15 protein-coding genes are annotated in these 15380 nt (G+C 43.7%); 10 read left to right on the top strand and 5 right to left on the bottom strand.

The features are described 5' to 3' along the window. The first annotated feature begins 7 nt into the window (after positions 1-7). Positions 8-301 carry a hypothetical protein gene (locus tag L0U88_RS04470; protein ID WP_234864409.1) on the top strand — a complete coding sequence of 98 codons (294 nt, stop codon included), beginning with the start codon at positions 8-10 and terminating at the stop codon, positions 299-301. Here L0U88_RS04470 and L0U88_RS04475 read toward each other — a convergent pair. Next, on the bottom strand, positions 291-839 hold the full coding sequence (locus tag L0U88_RS04475; RefSeq protein ID WP_234864410.1) for a cupin domain-containing protein: 549 nt from the start codon (positions 837-839) through the stop codon (positions 291-293). The genes L0U88_RS04470 and L0U88_RS04475 overlap by 11 nt on opposite strands. 79 nt (positions 840-918) lie before the next feature. Continuing rightward, complete coding sequence (locus L0U88_RS04480) at positions 919-1593, bottom strand: carbonic anhydrase (RefSeq protein ID WP_234864411.1); 675 nt, start codon at positions 1591-1593, stop codon at positions 919-921. Positions 1594-1709: 116 nt separating this feature from the next. Between L0U88_RS04480 and L0U88_RS04485 the strand changes: the two genes are divergently transcribed. After that, on the top strand, positions 1710-4730 hold the full coding sequence (locus L0U88_RS04485; protein ID WP_234864412.1) for a DNA polymerase III subunit alpha: 3021 nt from the start codon (positions 1710-1712) through the stop codon (positions 4728-4730). Between the two features lie 66 nt (positions 4731-4796). Continuing rightward, positions 4797-5948: a DNA polymerase IV gene (dinB, locus tag L0U88_RS04490; protein ID WP_234864413.1), complete on the top strand. Its 1152-nt coding sequence runs from the start codon at positions 4797-4799 to the stop codon at positions 5946-5948. Here dinB and L0U88_RS04495 read toward each other — a convergent pair. Beyond that, the gene (locus tag L0U88_RS04495; RefSeq protein ID WP_234864414.1) at positions 5917-7152 is read right to left on the bottom strand and encodes a hypothetical protein; all 1236 of its coding nucleotides are present in this window, start codon (positions 7150-7152) and stop codon (positions 5917-5919) included. The genes dinB and L0U88_RS04495 overlap by 32 nt on opposite strands. 64 nt (positions 7153-7216) lie before the next feature. Next, positions 7217-7819: a Crp/Fnr family transcriptional regulator gene (locus tag L0U88_RS04500; protein WP_234864415.1), complete on the bottom strand. Its 603-nt coding sequence runs from the start codon at positions 7817-7819 to the stop codon at positions 7217-7219. Positions 7820-8050: 231 nt separating this feature from the next. Between L0U88_RS04500 and L0U88_RS04505 the strand changes: the two genes are divergently transcribed. Genes L0U88_RS04505 through L0U88_RS04535 form a run of 7 tightly spaced genes read left to right on the top strand, consistent with a single transcriptional unit; the run spans position 8051 to position 14739 of the window. Next, positions 8051-8527, top strand: a complete 477-nt coding sequence (locus L0U88_RS04505; RefSeq protein WP_234864416.1) for a c-type cytochrome — start codon at positions 8051-8053, stop codon at positions 8525-8527. Between the two features lie 24 nt (positions 8528-8551). Beyond that, on the top strand, positions 8552-10555 hold the full coding sequence (gene nosZ / locus L0U88_RS04510; RefSeq protein WP_234864417.1) for a Sec-dependent nitrous-oxide reductase: 2004 nt from the start codon (positions 8552-8554) through the stop codon (positions 10553-10555). A gap of 48 nt (positions 10556-10603) precedes the next feature. Then, a complete protein-coding gene (locus tag L0U88_RS04515; RefSeq protein ID WP_234864418.1) occupies positions 10604-11620 on the top strand; it encodes a nitrous oxide reductase accessory protein NosL in 1017 nt (338 codons plus the stop codon). Further along, entirely contained in the window at positions 11617-12849 is a 1233-nt protein-coding gene (locus L0U88_RS04520) for a nitrous oxide reductase family maturation protein NosD (protein WP_234864419.1), read from the top strand. The genes L0U88_RS04515 and L0U88_RS04520 overlap by 4 nt, the downstream gene beginning before the upstream one ends. Further along, positions 12846-13565, top strand: coding sequence for an ABC transporter ATP-binding protein (locus tag L0U88_RS04525; protein ID WP_234864420.1), 720 nt, complete (start codon positions 12846-12848; stop codon positions 13563-13565). Before L0U88_RS04520 ends, L0U88_RS04525 begins: the two co-directional genes overlap by 4 nt. Then, positions 13562-14329 carry an ABC transporter permease subunit gene (locus L0U88_RS04530; protein ID WP_234864421.1) on the top strand — a complete coding sequence of 256 codons (768 nt, stop codon included), beginning with the start codon at positions 13562-13564 and terminating at the stop codon, positions 14327-14329. Before L0U88_RS04525 ends, L0U88_RS04530 begins: the two co-directional genes overlap by 4 nt. A gap of 14 nt (positions 14330-14343) precedes the next feature. Then, on the top strand, positions 14344-14739 hold the full coding sequence (locus L0U88_RS04535; protein WP_234864422.1) for a group III truncated hemoglobin: 396 nt from the start codon (positions 14344-14346) through the stop codon (positions 14737-14739). On the opposite strand, the gene L0U88_RS04540 is transcribed toward L0U88_RS04535, so the two are convergent. Further along, positions 14709-15254 carry a fasciclin domain-containing protein gene (locus L0U88_RS04540; RefSeq protein ID WP_234864423.1) on the bottom strand — a complete coding sequence of 182 codons (546 nt, stop codon included), beginning with the start codon at positions 15252-15254 and terminating at the stop codon, positions 14709-14711. The two genes, L0U88_RS04535 and L0U88_RS04540, sit on opposite strands and share 31 nt — an antisense overlap. Positions 15255-15380: the final 126 nt, after the last annotated feature.

Here is a 15380-nt window from a genome sequence, read left to right on the forward strand (position 1 = left end):
TACTGTTATGGCTAAAAACTTGGATGACTACAGGTGTAAACTGGTTAGTAAAATTTTGCAGGCTCCAACAACAGATCATGTCACCCGCTATTTCAATGCGGCGATCAGGAGTTTGAAAGAACATAAAGTAAACGGATACGTTACGAAACGGTTCCTGGATAAAATTGAGCTGGAACTCGATGCTATACAACCGGATCAATTAAACACACAACAACTTTATAACCGGGAAAAAGCTTATCAGCTTACCGCTATCTGTAAATACCAGCTCTTCCCGGCTGCAACAATTCCGGCTATTGCATAATACGTTCTGCAGCAAAATCAGTTCTGCGGGAAATTTTGCCAAAATGTTTTTTGGGGAATAGTAAGGCATGCAGAAAGTGAACCAGGAATAAGGGAACAGACTTTAATCTGATCTCCTGCTCATACTTATATGCCAACCCGATTTTATGTTTTAAACTAAGATCCTTTTTCCCCCTTTCAAATTGCTTATTGGCCATGGCGAAACTTTCCCTCAAAAAAACGGCAGTATTCAGTGCGGGGTATACCATCCAATCTAATTCTGTACAACCATCCAGCGCATTCCACATCGCATGTTCCTGAAAGGGTTCAATATGAAATGAATGACCTGCTTTAATCCGGTCCAGTTTACCCTGGTGATACAACATCAATTCTCCACTGATAACAGAAAACTTTTCCTCCTGGGCAATATGATAATGCAAAGGTGGAGCCATTCCTTTACCTCTGTACGACATGCGCATTACCAATTGTTCCTCCCCTATGCCTTCCATAAGAAACACGATTCGTTGTCCCGTTAATTTGTTTTCTATACAAGTACTCATCCCTGAAATTTTCAGGCAAGATCAATCAACAGAAAAGCTGTACAAATTACCAGTTGTATTAATTGAGAAAATCGTGTTATCAGTTGCTTTGCAGCGGCTCCACTTTTCCATCTACCAGTCTTTCATACCCCCCCATTACAGTAAGAGCGCCGTTGGCTACCCGTTCCCTGATCACCGGCGAGGATTGAATAATTTCCCGCACACCATGCTGAATATTGGCTTTTACAAAATGATCAAACACCTGATCACCCTTAATCTTCAAGGCCTTTATTTCGCTCTCTGCAGCAATGCTGTCTATAATTGTTTTCAGGTAGCCGGATGCATGCTCCCCTTTCACATAAGCACCGATCGCTCCACATCCTTCATGACCAACTACCATAACCAGTGGCACATTCAAATGTTCTACTGCATATTCTATACTGCCCAGTTCAATTTCTCCCATGATATTACCTGCTGTACGAATTACGAAAATATCACCAAGCCCCTGATCAAAAACCAGTTCAGGTGAAACCCGGCTATCAGAACAGGTTACAACCACCGCATACGGGTGCTGTCCTTTCGTCAACTCCTTTCTTCTCAACCTGGATTCATCCGGATGAATAGGCTCATACTGCGTGTATCGCTTGTTGCCCTCAAGTAACCGATCAACTGCAGCAGCAGCAGTTGGAGCGGAGGTAATTTCCTTACCAGCATCCGTTTGCAACGTACAAAAAATCAGCCAGCCGGTTAAAGCCAATAAGAACATCTTTTTCATGACACAAAACTATTCAGTTTGCTACAGCCATTTTGTAACCTCCGTCACAAAAGCAGTTTTGAAATACTAATTTTTTTAGTATTTTTACGGCCCGGCTTTCACGAAAGAAACTTACCATGTACCTCAACTGCAAAACCTATTTCAGCCTTCGATACGGCACATTTTCAACCCAGGAATTGGTAGATCTTGCCGAAAAAAACGGGATTGAATCACTTGCGCTCACCAATATCAACAATGTTTCAGATGCCTGGGATTTTTACAGTTTGTGCCTGAAAAAAAACATCAAACCCATACTGGGCGTAGAGATCCGGAACAAGGAACGATTTTGTTATGTTCTGCTGGCACTTAATACAAATGGCTTTGAGCAGATCAACCAATTTCTTTCCTTTCATCTTCAGGAAGAACGGGCATTTCCGGAGCAACCAGGTGTGGAAACGTTTTTTTCCAAGCCTGAAAATGTTGCCATCATCTATTCCATAGCTTTCTTTTTTCCTGAAAAATTAGCGAATAACGAATGGATTGGTATTCGTATGGATCAAATTACTAAAATTTTTAGCTTTCCTATAGACCGTTATCGCCATAAACTAATTGTCCTACAGCCGGTTAGTTTTTTAAACAAACGTTTTTTCAATGCCCACCGTTTGTTAAGAGCGATTGATAACAATGTACTTTTATCCAGACTTACTCATGAACAGCAGGCTGGAGAAATAGAGATCTTCCAGTCGCCGGAAAAAATACTGAAAGCATTTGCTCAATATCCGTTCATTATTACCAATACCTATCGGTTGATGGAAGCCTGTTCGATAGAGATGGAGCTACACACAGATAAAAACAAAAAAACTTTTAGCTCCACTCCTGAAGACGATCGGATGCTGTTGGAAAAATTAGCGATGGATGGCTGTGTACTGCGTTATGGCAGACGAAATAAAACCGCAATTGATCGGGTTAAAAAAGAATTAGCCATCATCAATCAGTTAGGATTTAACTCTTATTTCCTCATCACCTGGGACATCATCCGCTATGCACAAAACCGAGGTTATTTTTATGTAGGAAGAGGAAGCGGCGCCAACTCGATTGTTGCTTTCTGCTTACAGATCACCGATGTGAACCCTATTGAACTCGATCTTTATTTCGAACGATTCCTAAACCCACATCGTACCAGTCCGCCTGATTTTGACATTGACTTTTCCTGGCTTGATCGCGATGATGTGATAGACTATGTCTTCAAACGATACGGCAAAAAACAGGTAGCCCTGCTTGGCATGGTAACCACTTTTCAATACAATGCACTGATTCGTGAATTAGGAAAAGTGTTCGGATTACCAAAAGGGGAAATTGATCAGTTGGCAACCAAAGGCTATTATTCACGCTCTTCCGATTTTGATCCGACTAAAGCAGAAGATAAGATTCAGCAGCTCATCCTGCAATATGGCCAGTTGCTTAAAAATTTTCCCAACCACCTTAGCATACATCCTGGCGGCATGTTGATCAGTGAAGCATCGATTTATCAATACACAGGAGTTTTCATGCCTCCCAAGGGATTTCCAACAGCACAAATTGACATGTTTGTAGCGGAAAACATCGGACTGTACAAACTGGATATTCTTAGTCAACGGGGGTTGGGGCATATCAAGGAAGCCATCCGCATCGTGCGTGAAAACAAAAACATCAGCATTAATATTCACGAGATTGAAAAATTCAAAAAAGATCCGGGAGTTCGAAACCAGATCCGTTCGGTTCAAACGATTGGTTGTTTTTATATTGAGAGTCCGGCTATGCGCCAGTTACTCAAAAAGCTGGAATGTGATGATTACCTCACACTGGTAGCTGCAAGTTCCATTATACGCCCTGGAGTAGCCAGCAGCGGTATGATGAAAGCTTATATCGAACGTTACCACAAACCCGACTCCTTTGAATACATTCATCCTATCATGAAGGAATTACTCGAGGAAACCTATGGGGTCATGGTGTACCAGGAAGATGTGATAAAGGTAGCGCATCATTTTGCCGGTATTGATATGGGAGAAGCAGATATCCTGCGAAGGGCCATGAGCGGAAAATACAGAGGTAATGATGAGATGATTCGCATCAAAGAAAACTTCTTTTCCAATTGTAAAGAACGAGGTTATGATCCGGCGGTCGTTGCCGAGGTATGGCGACAAATAGAAAGTTTTGGAGGATACAGTTTTTCCAAAGCTCATTCCGCGTCTTTTGCCGTGGAGAGTTACCAGAGTCTTTATCTGAAAACCTATTACCCGCAGGAGTTCATGGTTGCGGTGATCAATAATTTTGGAGGTTTTTACAGTCGCGAGTTATATTTCTACGAACTCTCCAAAACCGGAGCTACCATTCATGCACCCTGTATCAACAATAGCGACTGGTACACCTGCATAAAAGGACAGGATGTCTATACCGGATTTGTTCATATAAAATCACTTGAACAGAAAGCAGCAGAATACTTGATTGAAGAAAGAAAAAGGGGTGGATCCTATAAAAGCCTGGCAGACCTGGTGGAACGTAGCGGCATCGGGAAAGAATCATTAAACTGCCTGATCCGTTTGAATGCCTTTCGTTTCACAGGAAAAAGTAAAAAAGAATTGCTTTGGGAAGCCAATCTCTGGCAGGAGCCGGGTAAATCAAAGGAAAAACAATTGCATCCGGCGCTGTTTGAAGAAGCACCTCTTAGTTTCCAGCTACCGGAACTACCTGCTTATCCGCTGGAAGATTTGTACGATGAAATGGAACTGCTCGACTTCCCTCTTTCCAACCCATTTCCATTGGCAGACACCGACCTGGATCAATACATTCCAGCGGCTTTACTGGAGCAGTATAAAGGTGAAAAAATTACTATGCTGGGTTATCTAATCACTTACAAGCCGGTGCGAACAATCAAAGGGGATCTCATGTGTTTCGGAACCTTCATAGATGCAGCACTCAACTGGCTTGATACCATTCATTTTCCGGATTGCCTTCAACGTTATCCCTTACAGGGAAATGGATTCTATGCACTCACAGGAACCGTAGTGGAAGATTTCGGCGTACTCAACCTCGAAGTCTCTTACCTAAAAAAAATCGGGCTCAAACCCCGCAACTCCAGGCAGGCAGCATATCCCCATCTCCTTCCCCCCACAGGCTAATATTTTTTCACGTCTCACATCTCACGTCTCACGTTTCACTTCTCACTTCTAACTTCTTACTTCCACATGTTCCTTGCCCGCCATATCGCCCACCTTGATCTCGATGCTTTTTTCGTATCGGTGGAATGCCTGCGGAATTCTGACTTTCGGGGAAAGCCTCTGATTGTGGGAGGATCCGGTGACCGTGGGGTGGTTGCTGCCTGCAGTTACGAAGCGCGCAGTTTTGGCATTCACAGCGCGATGCCAATGAAACTGGCCCGGCGCTTATGTCCGCAGGCTATTATTATAAGTGGCGATATGGAACAATACAGTTATTATTCAAAACTCGTCACCAGCATCATTGCCGAAAAAGTACCCGTTTTTGAAAAATCATCCATTGATGAGTTTTATATTGATCTGAGCGGAATGGATAAATACTTTGGCTGCAGCCTGTTCACAGCGGAATTAAAAAAAACAATTTTTAACGAAAGTGGCTTGCCCATCTCCTATGCACTGGCCAGCAACAAACTGATTAGTAAAGTAGGCACCAATGAAGTAAAACCCAATGGACAATTGGAAATACCCTTTGGTAATGAGAAATCCTTTCTCGCACCGCTCGCCGTACAAAAGATGCCGGGAGTTGGAAAAGAAACGGCTCAGCTTTTGAATCGAATGGGAGTTGAAACAATCAAAACCCTGAGTGAAATACCTGTGCGCCTGATGCATAACCTGATGGGAAAAAGCGGACTGGATCTTTGGAAAAAGGCACAGGGAATGGATAATTCTCCGGTTGTACCATACCGTGAACAGAAATCAATTTCAAGTGAAGAAACTTTTTCAAACGATACGATTGACATGCAGTTTCTCCAGCAGGAACTGGTACGGTTAACCGAAAAAATCGCCTATGAACTGCGGCAACAAAATAAATTGACGGGTTGCGTCACTGTCAAAATCCGGTACGCCAATTTTGATACCCATACCAAACAATTATCTATACCTTACAGCAGTGCGGATCATATTCTCATTTCAACTGCCAAACATTTATTTACCGCATTATATGACCGTCGCTTATTGGTGCGACTCATTGGCGTACGTTTCACGCACCTCATACCAGGAAATCATCAGATCAATTTGTTTGAAGACAGCCAGGAATCCATCCGCCTTTACCAGGCGATTGACAGCATCAAAAATCGTTTTGGAGTACAAATCATCGGGCATGCTGCAGGCCAGCGGAGATAGGAAAACCTGCAATTGCCAATTTGCGGCTTTCCCAATTCATCCCTGCAATACCCAGGAACAAACAGATTGCTGAAAACAGTAACATTTCATTGGTATGTGGAATCGCCCAGTAAAACATGGCAGTAATTCCCTGGGCCATTAACGTAAGTTCTGTCAGTAAAATTCCTGCAATGAATAACCGGCACCAGTTACTCAATTGTCCTCCACGCATCGGCAGCAGGTTTTTCTCCATCATCCAGCCCAGCAGGAATAAACTCACAAAACCCAGTAAAACCAGGTGCAGATAACCGATCACTACGGGCCTGTAAGCAAATGCATAGCTACTTAACCCAGGTATTATCGATAAACTTTGAAGGAGGATCTTGATGCAAAAGGCCACAAGTGATAAAAACCAAATCTGCTGTAAACCTCTGTATTTTAGGGTATCCCGTACTCCGGGATAGAGCTTACGTAATACAAGGATTATCAAAACCGGTTGAAGCAGGGCAGCAATCCAGGCAGCAGTCAACATCCACAAGGGCAATCTCATCCAAAGTGCGGATAAGAAATAGGCAGGGATCGATACCCATGCCAGGCCGATCAACAGCTTAACCAGGCGATTCTGTACATCCGGTGAAAGCCGGGAAACCACGAGCGCCAATACCCCGAAGAGAAACCAACCATTGTACTGAAAATGCAGGTAAAAATAAACAGCACCAAAATAGAGTTCCGCTTTATTAATGTGATTGCCCATCAACCAGGCCAGGTAAAAAGTTCCCAGGGAAGACAATACAAGGAAAAGTACCGACCAACGGATCAACCGAAATACCAATTGCCCTGATTTGGCAAACAATTCCTCCTTCCAGACTTTGTAAGCAAACCACCAGCCTGCAAGAACGGATGCGGTGGAAAAAAAGATGGATATCGGTCCATATCCCTGAAAAGGAAAACTCAATAACATTCCGTAGGCGGTAGCGGTATAAATTCCAAGCAGGGTATTATAGGTTTTTGCTTTCTGCTCCGGTAAGAGGCCAATGATCGCACCCATCAAAAAGAGACTGATCCATCCTGCAAAAGCAAAATGAGAATGTGCGTGTAATAAATGTTTGTGGTGAATCCAGGGTATGGGTAACAATATTTTCAATCGTAGTAGAAGCCCCGCTACTGCTACCAGCAGCAGATTAAATAAAGCCAGCCGGATCCACTTGTTTGCCGTTGCATTCATACCGGTTTTTGCTGCAAAAAAACACCCTGAAAACAATAAAAAAGATGATCGCAATCAGGTTCTTTTAATAAAAAACTTTTCCCCGCTGGATGGTAAGCCTTCCTCTTTCATGCAGGGTTCGAATGGTACGAATTACTGTTTCAACCCTTAACCCAGTCATATCTGCCAATTGCTGACGGGTTAGATGCAACTTGCAGGGTTTCTGTTCAATACCCCGCAACCGCTTGTAATAATTCAGCATGGTAGAGATTCGTTGCTCCGGATTATTATAAGCCAGTTCCCGTAATGTCAGGAATTTAAACCGAAGCCTTGATACCAACAGTCTGGTAAAATTAAAATGGATTTCGTAATTACTCCGGAGCATCTGGTGAAAATTGGTTTTGTGCAAACGAAGTAAAACACAATCATCATCCGCAATGGCTGAAGCCGCATAGGGCTGATCGTCAAAAAGAGGAAATTCTCCGAAGGATTCACCAGGCTCAATCATCACCTGGATAAATTCGCGGCCATCTTCATTGATGTTTACCCAACGTACCCTGCCCTCTACTAATTGATAATAAAAACAGGCAGTACCTCCTTCCATGAAGATCAGATCGCCTTTATTTACTTTCTTGTAGGTGGCACCATAACTCAGCAGTGTTTCCTCGGAAATGAAAGCTGTTGACATGTTGTTTGGCATTTCGTTCAACAAATCTATTCACGGGGGTCCAGCAGAATCATGATAAATGTACTGAATCCGGTTGAGTTTGTCAGGGTTATCTGTGACTGCAATCACTTATTCATATGATCTTCATCAGTTTAGGGAAATTCCTGGCGAAATATGACCCCAATCATATTTACCCGGATCACACTCTGCTAACATTGCATCATAATCTTTTGTACAATAAAATTACTCACCATGAAAAAGCTCCTCCTCCTCGCCGGCATCGCAGCAATGATTTATGCCTGTGGCGGTGGTACCCAGCAAGACAACACAGCTTCTGATGAAGCAGCCTCCTCTGCCAGCAGCTCTTCCACACCCACCCCCGCAGATAACCCGGATGGTGTTGGTAAATTCAAAGATATTCAGATACCGGAAAAACTGGATGCGGCCCTTGCAGATAAGGGTCAATCTGTGTATGATGTTAAATGTTCTTCCTGCCATAAACTAAGTGATGAACGCCTGGTTGGTCCGGGTTGGAAAGATGTTACCAAGCGTAATACCGCTGCCTGGATTATGAATTTCGTTACCAATGTGGACGAAATGCTGAATACCGATCCAAAAGCACAGGCACAACTTGAAATATGTCTGGTTAGAATGCCCAATCAAAACCTAAGCGATGAAGATGCCCGTAATGTGTATGAATTCATGCGCAAAAATGACGGGGTCCAATAATACATCAACCCTAAAATAACAAACATGAATGCGTTTCTCAAATTGAGCCTTGGAACGGCGGCACTACTCGCCGTCGGTTTCCAGGCCTGCAAACCTAAAAACACCAGTTCCGCTGTTAGTGGCGATGCTGCTGTAAAAGCCTATGTTCCACCGGGTAAATACGACGAGTTTTACAACTTTGTTTCCGGAGGCTTTAGCGGACAATTAAGCGTTTACGGTCTTCCCAGCGGTCGTCTTTTCCGTGTAATTCCCGTTTTTTCCGTTGACCCTGAAAAAGGCTGGGGTTATTCCGAAGAAACCAAGCCCATGCTGATGACTTCCCATGGTTTTATTCCCTGGGACGATCTGCACCACACTGAGTTATCACAGACGAATGGTGAAATCGATGGTCGCTGGGTTTTTGGGAATGCCAACAATACCCCCCGCGTGGCCCGCGTAGATTTAAAAACCTTCCGTACTGCGGAAATCATTGAGCTACCTAACAGCGCCGGTAACCACTCCTCCCCCTTCATTACAGAAAATACCGAATACGTTGTAGCGGGTACCCGTTTCAGCGTTCCGGTTGACTATGCAAACGGAGATGTTCCCATCAGCACCTACAAAGAGAATTTCAAAGGTACCATCAGCTTTATCAGTGTTGGTAAGGAAGATGGTAAAATGGACATAGCATTTCAACTCCTGCTGCCGGGTGTAAACTTCGACCTTAGCCATGCCGGTAAAGGTCCGAGCCACGGCTGGTTCTTTTTCTCCTGCTACAACAGTGAACAGGCGAATACACTGCTGGAAGTAAACGCTTCCCAGAAAGACAAGGACTTTATCCTCGCCGTAAACTGGAAAAAAGCCGAAGAATACCTGAAAGCAGGAAAAGGTAAAAAAGAAAAAGTACGTTACGCACGTAATACCTGGGATGAATCCACTCATACCGGTAAACATGAAATACTTGAAGAAGTTACTGTACTGGATGGTGTAGCGCTTAAGGATATCTGTTACCTGATTCCCTGTCCGAAATCACCACACGGATGTGATGTGGATCCAACTGGTGAATACATTGTAGGTTCTGGTAAATTGGCTGCCCTGATCCCTGTATTCTCTTACACTAAAATGCAGAAAGCAATTGCAGCCAAAGCATTTGAAGGCGAATACGAAGGCATACCGGTGATCAAGTACGAAGAAGCCCTGCACGGTGAAGTTCAGAAGCCAGGTCTTGGACCTTTGCACACTGAATTCGACGGCAAAGGAAATGCCTATACTTCTTTCTTTGTATCATCAGAAATCGTTAAGTGGAACATCAAAGATCTGAAAGTATTGGATCGTGCTCCTACTTTCTATTCCATCGGTCACCTGAGCATTCCTGGTGGCGATAGCAAAAAACCCAGTCCGAAATATGTGGTCGGTTATAACAAAATCACCAAAGACCGTTATCTTCCTACCGGACCTGAACTAGCTCAGAGTGCACAGATTTATGATATCAGCGGCGATAAAATGCAACTGATCAATGACTTCCCCACTATTGGTGAACCGCATTATGCACAATCCGCTCCTGCTGAACTGATCAGCAAAAATTCAGTGAAAATCTTCAAGATTGAAGAAAACAATCACCCTTATGTAGCCAAAGGCGAGAAAGAAAGTAAAGTCGTTCGGGAAGGCAATAAAGTACATGTGTACATTACTGCCATTCGTTCTCACTTCTCCCCGGATAATATTGAAGGAGTGAAAGTTGGAGATGAAGTATACTTCCACGTAACCAACCTGGAGCAGGACTGGGACGTACCGCACGGCTTTGCAGTAAAAGGCGCCAATAACGGTGAATTGCTGGTTATGCCGGGTGAAACACAAACCCTCAAATGGGTGCCTGAAAAAACCGGAATATTCCCGATTTATTGTACTGACTTCTGTAGTGCACTGCACCAGGAAATGTCTGGTTATGTTCGGGTAAGTCCGAAAGGATCCACCGTTCCACTGACATTTAGCCTTGGAAAAAACAGTTCCGATGCGAAGTCAAAAGAGAACAATAGCAATGGCCACTAATAAATCGAGAAGGCAGGTACTGCCTGCCTTCTCTTTAAAACACCGATCATGAACACAAGGTTATCTCCAATTACCCGAATCATCAGCCTGGTGTCTGCAATTGCGTTGGCACTGGTATTTTTTCTTCCGATCTGGAGGATTGACCTGGTTGCACCGCAATATCCGGAAGGTCTTTTTCTGCAGATTCATGCAGGTAAAATTGGAGGCGATATAGATGTGATCAATGGACTCAATCACTATATCGGAATGAAACATATTGAAGAAAAAGACTTTGTTGAATTCCAGGTACTGCCCTATATTATCCTAACCCTGGCCGCATTTGGAATACTAACAGCAATCATTAACCGTAAATGGTTTTATTTCACCTGGTTTGGATTTCTCTTATTGTTTGGTATTGTAGCCATGCTCGATTTTTATCACTGGCTTTATAATTACGGACACAATCTGGATCCGGCTGCCGCTATTAAGGTACCCGGACAATCCTATCAGCCCCCCCTGCTCGGCTACAAGCAGTTACTCAATTTCGGGGCCTACTCTATGCCCGATATTGGGGGATGGATCTTTGTGGTGGTGGGCGTATTACTGCTGATCGGAGGATGGCTCGAACTAAAAGCTATCAGAAAAAAACGCAGTATCGGACCTGCATTTCTATTGCTGCTGACCGGCAGCCTTTTCTTCACTGGTTGTGCCAGTGGACCTCAGCCAATTCCCTATGGCAAGCAGGAATGCAATTATTGCAAAATGACATTGATGAATCAGCAATTTGGAACCGAATTGCTTTCCGATAAAGGCAAACCCTATTATTTCGATGATATTACCTGCCTTGTTGAATATATCCGTGAAGGTTCTCCCGGCACTACCGGAACTTACCAGGCATACATGAGTGATTATGATAGCCCGGGGAACTTGCTGGAACTGGAGAAGGCTTTTCTTTATCAGTCAAATGAAATTCGGGGACCGATGGGTGGCAACATTGCGGCATTCGCTACAGAAGCAGCAAGACAACAATTCAGCACCTCCAAACCTGGAAAAAATACATCCTGGAAAGAACAAGTTCAGCCATGATTCGTCTCCTTTATATTATTATCTGTGCACAATTGGTGATACTCCTGCCGGCACAAGCAGCAGAACACCTGGTGAAACCCGGAGAGTCGATTCAGGCTGCCATCAATAAAGCATCCAAAGGCGATCTGATTAAAGTTATGCCTGGCACGTATCGGGAAAAAGGAATACTTATCAATAAGCAACTCGTCTTGCAGGGAATTGGCTACCCGGTATTAGATGGAGAGAAGAAATACGAAGTATTAACAATTACTGCAGATCATGTGGTAGTTCAGGGTTTCGAAATTATTCGCTCCGGTTACAGTAGTATGGATGAACTGGCAGCCGTACGAATCAAGCAGGCCTCCTATGTAGGGCTTCGTAATAACCGGTTAAGGGAGAATTTTTTTGGCATTTATTGCCAGCATGCCTCCTTCAGCCTGATCGCCAACAATGATATCACCAGCACCGGTGGCAGTGAACTGGAAGCAGGCAATGGCATCCATGCCTGGAAAAGCGACCATCTTGTGATTGATGGAAATTTCATCAGCGGCCATCGGGATGGTATCTATTTTGAGTTTGTAACCGAGTCTACTATTACCAATAACAAAAGTCATCAGAATATCCGGTATGGATTACATTTTATGTTTTCTCACCAGGATATTTACACCAATAACACATTCAGTGAAAATGGAGCAGGTGTTGCGGTTATGTACAGCCGGCAGGTAACCATGATTCGAAATCATTTCCTGGATAACTGGGGTAGCGCAGCATATGGAATTTTGCTTAAGGATATTTCAGACAGCTACGCCGCATACAATGAATTTTCCCGCAATACGGCTGCCATCTACATGGAAGGATCCAGCCGGCTAACCATTTTCGCTAACCGGTTTTTGCAGAATGGATATGCCATTCGCATCCAGGCGTCCTGTGATAATAATGTTATCCGTAAAAACAATTTCATTGCCAACAGCTTTGATATTGCTACCAACGGAAGTCTGGTACTAAACAGTTTTAATGAAAATTACTGGGATAAATACGAAGGGTATGATTTAAACCGGGATGGTATGGGAGATGTCCCTTACCGTCCCCTCAGCCTTTTTGCCCTGATCGTGGAACGTAACAACAGTGCCATGATGTTATTTCGCAGCCCAATGGTGGGTTTACTGGAAAAAGCGGAAAAAATCATGCCCGGCATCACTCCGGAAAAACTGAAAGACGATCAACCCAGTATGAAACCCTTCCCGCTATGATTATCGCAACTAATGTACAGAAAAAGTTCGGGCGACTGGTAGCTCTTGACAGCATCAGCCTGAGTTGTAATAAAGGACAAACCATCGCTCTGATCGGACCAAACGGTTCGGGCAAAACCACCTTCATCAAATGCCTGTTAGGCATGGTTATTCCCGATAGTGGTTTTATAACCGTTAACCACGAAAACATACATCGTACCTGGGAATACCGGCAACATATAGGATATATGCCCCAGATCAGCCGTTTCCCGGATAATATGACCATTGAACAGGTCATTGACATGGTGAGGGACATTCGGTATAAACCCGGACAGGAACTGGATGAAGAATTAATCGAGGCATTTGATCTGACTCGTATGTATGGCAAACGCATGAGAACACTATCAGGTGGAACACGTCAGAAGGTTAGTGCCTGCCTTGCTTTTTTATTCAAGCCGGATATCCTGATACTGGATGAGCCAACTGCCGGACTTGATCCAGTTGCAAGCGAAATCCTGAAAGCCAAAATCTTAAAAGAAAAAGCAAAGGGAAAACTGACCCTTATCACCTCTCATGTGTTAAGTGACCTGGACGACCTGGTATCCGAGCTTATTTATCTGCAGGAAGGACAACTCCGATTTCATGAATCGGTTGCTGAATTGCAGAAAAAAACCGGGGAAGCCAAACTGAATAAGGTGATGGCACAAATCATGTTACAGAAAACGGCACAACGATGAAAAAGATTATTAAATACAGCCTGCTTGATATATTACGGAACCGTGTAATCCTGGCCTATACAGTCTTGCTGGCTGTTGTCAGCATCAGTTTATTCATGATGGAAGACAACCCAGCAAAGGCGGTCATGAGCCTTATGAATATCAGTTTGCTGATTGTGCCGCTTGTAAGCAGCATTTTCTGTACCATCTATTTGTACAACAGTGCTGAATTCATTGAATTACTGGTTGCTCAGCCAATCCGTCGATCGCGCTTGCTTTGGGGTGTTTACCTTGGTATGATTACAGCATTACTGATCGCCCTGATCATGGGAATCGGATTACCGCTTCTGATACTACAACCCACAGTTTCCGGACTCAGCTTGTTTTTGACAAGTGCAGCCCTGACAATTGTATTTTCCTCGCTGGCCACACTTTCGGCTGTACTTACCCGTGATAAAGCAAAAGGCATCGGCGTATCCCTCCTGTTATGGTTTTATTTCACATTCATTTACGATGGAATAGTATTGCTGGTTTTATTCCAGATGGCTGACTATCCACTGGAAACAACCATGATTGGTATGAGTATGCTGAACCCAATTGACCTGGGTAGAATCGGAATGTTACTTCAGCTCGACATTTCTGCCATGATGGGTTTAACAGGTGCCTTATTCCATGACTTCTTTGGAAATGGATTCGGAGCCGTATTGGTAATTCTGGTAATGCTCGGCTGGATGACCATCCCTATCCTATTTGCGATTCGTAGGTTTAAAAATAAGGACCTTTAAACAACTGCATCCAGATGAAAAAAGATATCGCTAATCGTTCGGATATTGAATTATTGATCAATCGTTTTTATGAACAGGTAAAAACAAATGATCAGATCGGTCATTTTTTTACTACAGACAGGAAGGTAAATTGGGAACACCATCTGCCAATTATGTATAATTTCTGGGAAAACATTTTGTTTTATACCGGGCAGTACAATGGAAATCCGATGGCTGTGCATAAACAATTACACCAGGAATTTCCGTTGAGCAGGGCAGATTTTGCGGAATGGCTACTGCTGTTTAAAAATACAGCAGATGAGCTGTTTGAGGGAGATAATACGGAATTAATAAAACAACGAGCGCAATCAATTGCGCTCGTTATGGAACTTAAAATTGTTCATGGCAACAACACCTCATCAATCACATGAATGATTCCGTTACTGGCCGGCACTGAAGCCAGAATGGTAGCTTTACCGTTCACCATCACTTTTCCGTCTTTTACTGAAATCGTGATATTGCCACCATTTGCCTGCCCCAATACCTGACCATCGTTCATCAGATCGGTTTTAATTACGCCCACATACACATGGTATTGAAGAATATTTTCCAGGTCAGCTTTGCTGGACGGTTGCATTAATTTATCCAGTGTTCCCGCAGGCAATTTGTCAAATGCTGCATTCGTGGGCGCAAAAACGGTAAAGGGACCTGCGTTGGAAAGCACATCTACTAATCCGGCAGCCTGCACAGCTTTCACCAGTGTCGAATGATCTGCACTTCCAATTGCCACTTTTACAACGTCTTTCTGGGAATCATCGTCCTTAACCGCAGATTGTCCGCTTAGCGGTGTTTCAACGGCAGCGGCAGCATTGTCAGAAGCGGCCTGATCGCCGCAGGAATGCATCAGGAGGGATGCTCCAATCAGGAGGGGAATCCAATTTCTCATACTGTTATTTTTAGGGTGTATTTAATAATCTAAGCTATTACACCCAGCTTACATCTATTATGATTCTGGTCATAACAAAAAAAGCAGGTAGTAGAAACTACCCGCGTTCACACACATGAGAAATAA

The sequence above is a fragment of the Flavihumibacter fluminis genome, assembly GCF_021491375.1.
GTDB lineage: Bacteria > Bacteroidota > Bacteroidia > Chitinophagales > Chitinophagaceae > Flavihumibacter > Flavihumibacter fluminis.

Bases quoted from the DNA above. Each gene is read 5' to 3' on its own strand.
- L0U88_RS04470 (WP_234864409.1), top strand. From the start codon at position 8: ATGGCTAAAAACTTGGATGACTACAGGTGTAAACTGGTTAGTAAAATT.
- L0U88_RS04475 (WP_234864410.1), bottom strand. From the start codon at position 839: ATGAGTACTTGTATAGAAAACAAATTAACGGGACAACGAATCGTGTTT.
- L0U88_RS04480 (WP_234864411.1), bottom strand. From the start codon at position 1,593: ATGAAAAAGATGTTCTTATTGGCTTTAACCGGCTGGCTGATTTTTTGT.
- L0U88_RS04485 (WP_234864412.1), top strand. From the start codon at position 1,710: ATGTACCTCAACTGCAAAACCTATTTCAGCCTTCGATACGGCACATTT.
- dinB (WP_234864413.1), top strand. From the start codon at position 4,797: ATGTTCCTTGCCCGCCATATCGCCCACCTTGATCTCGATGCTTTTTTC.
- L0U88_RS04495 (WP_234864414.1), bottom strand. From the start codon at position 7,152: ATGAATGCAACGGCAAACAAGTGGATCCGGCTGGCTTTATTTAATCTG.
- L0U88_RS04500 (WP_234864415.1), bottom strand. From the start codon at position 7,819: ATGTCAACAGCTTTCATTTCCGAGGAAACACTGCTGAGTTATGGTGCC.
- L0U88_RS04505 (WP_234864416.1), top strand. From the start codon at position 8,051: ATGAAAAAGCTCCTCCTCCTCGCCGGCATCGCAGCAATGATTTATGCC.
- nosZ (WP_234864417.1), top strand. From the start codon at position 8,552: ATGAATGCGTTTCTCAAATTGAGCCTTGGAACGGCGGCACTACTCGCC.
- L0U88_RS04515 (WP_234864418.1), top strand. From the start codon at position 10,604: ATGAACACAAGGTTATCTCCAATTACCCGAATCATCAGCCTGGTGTCT.
- L0U88_RS04520 (WP_234864419.1), top strand. From the start codon at position 11,617: ATGATTCGTCTCCTTTATATTATTATCTGTGCACAATTGGTGATACTC.
- L0U88_RS04525 (WP_234864420.1), top strand. From the start codon at position 12,846: ATGATTATCGCAACTAATGTACAGAAAAAGTTCGGGCGACTGGTAGCT.
- L0U88_RS04530 (WP_234864421.1), top strand. From the start codon at position 13,562: ATGAAAAAGATTATTAAATACAGCCTGCTTGATATATTACGGAACCGT.
- L0U88_RS04535 (WP_234864422.1), top strand. From the start codon at position 14,344: ATGAAAAAAGATATCGCTAATCGTTCGGATATTGAATTATTGATCAAT.
- L0U88_RS04540 (WP_234864423.1), bottom strand. From the start codon at position 15,254: ATGAGAAATTGGATTCCCCTCCTGATTGGAGCATCCCTCCTGATGCAT.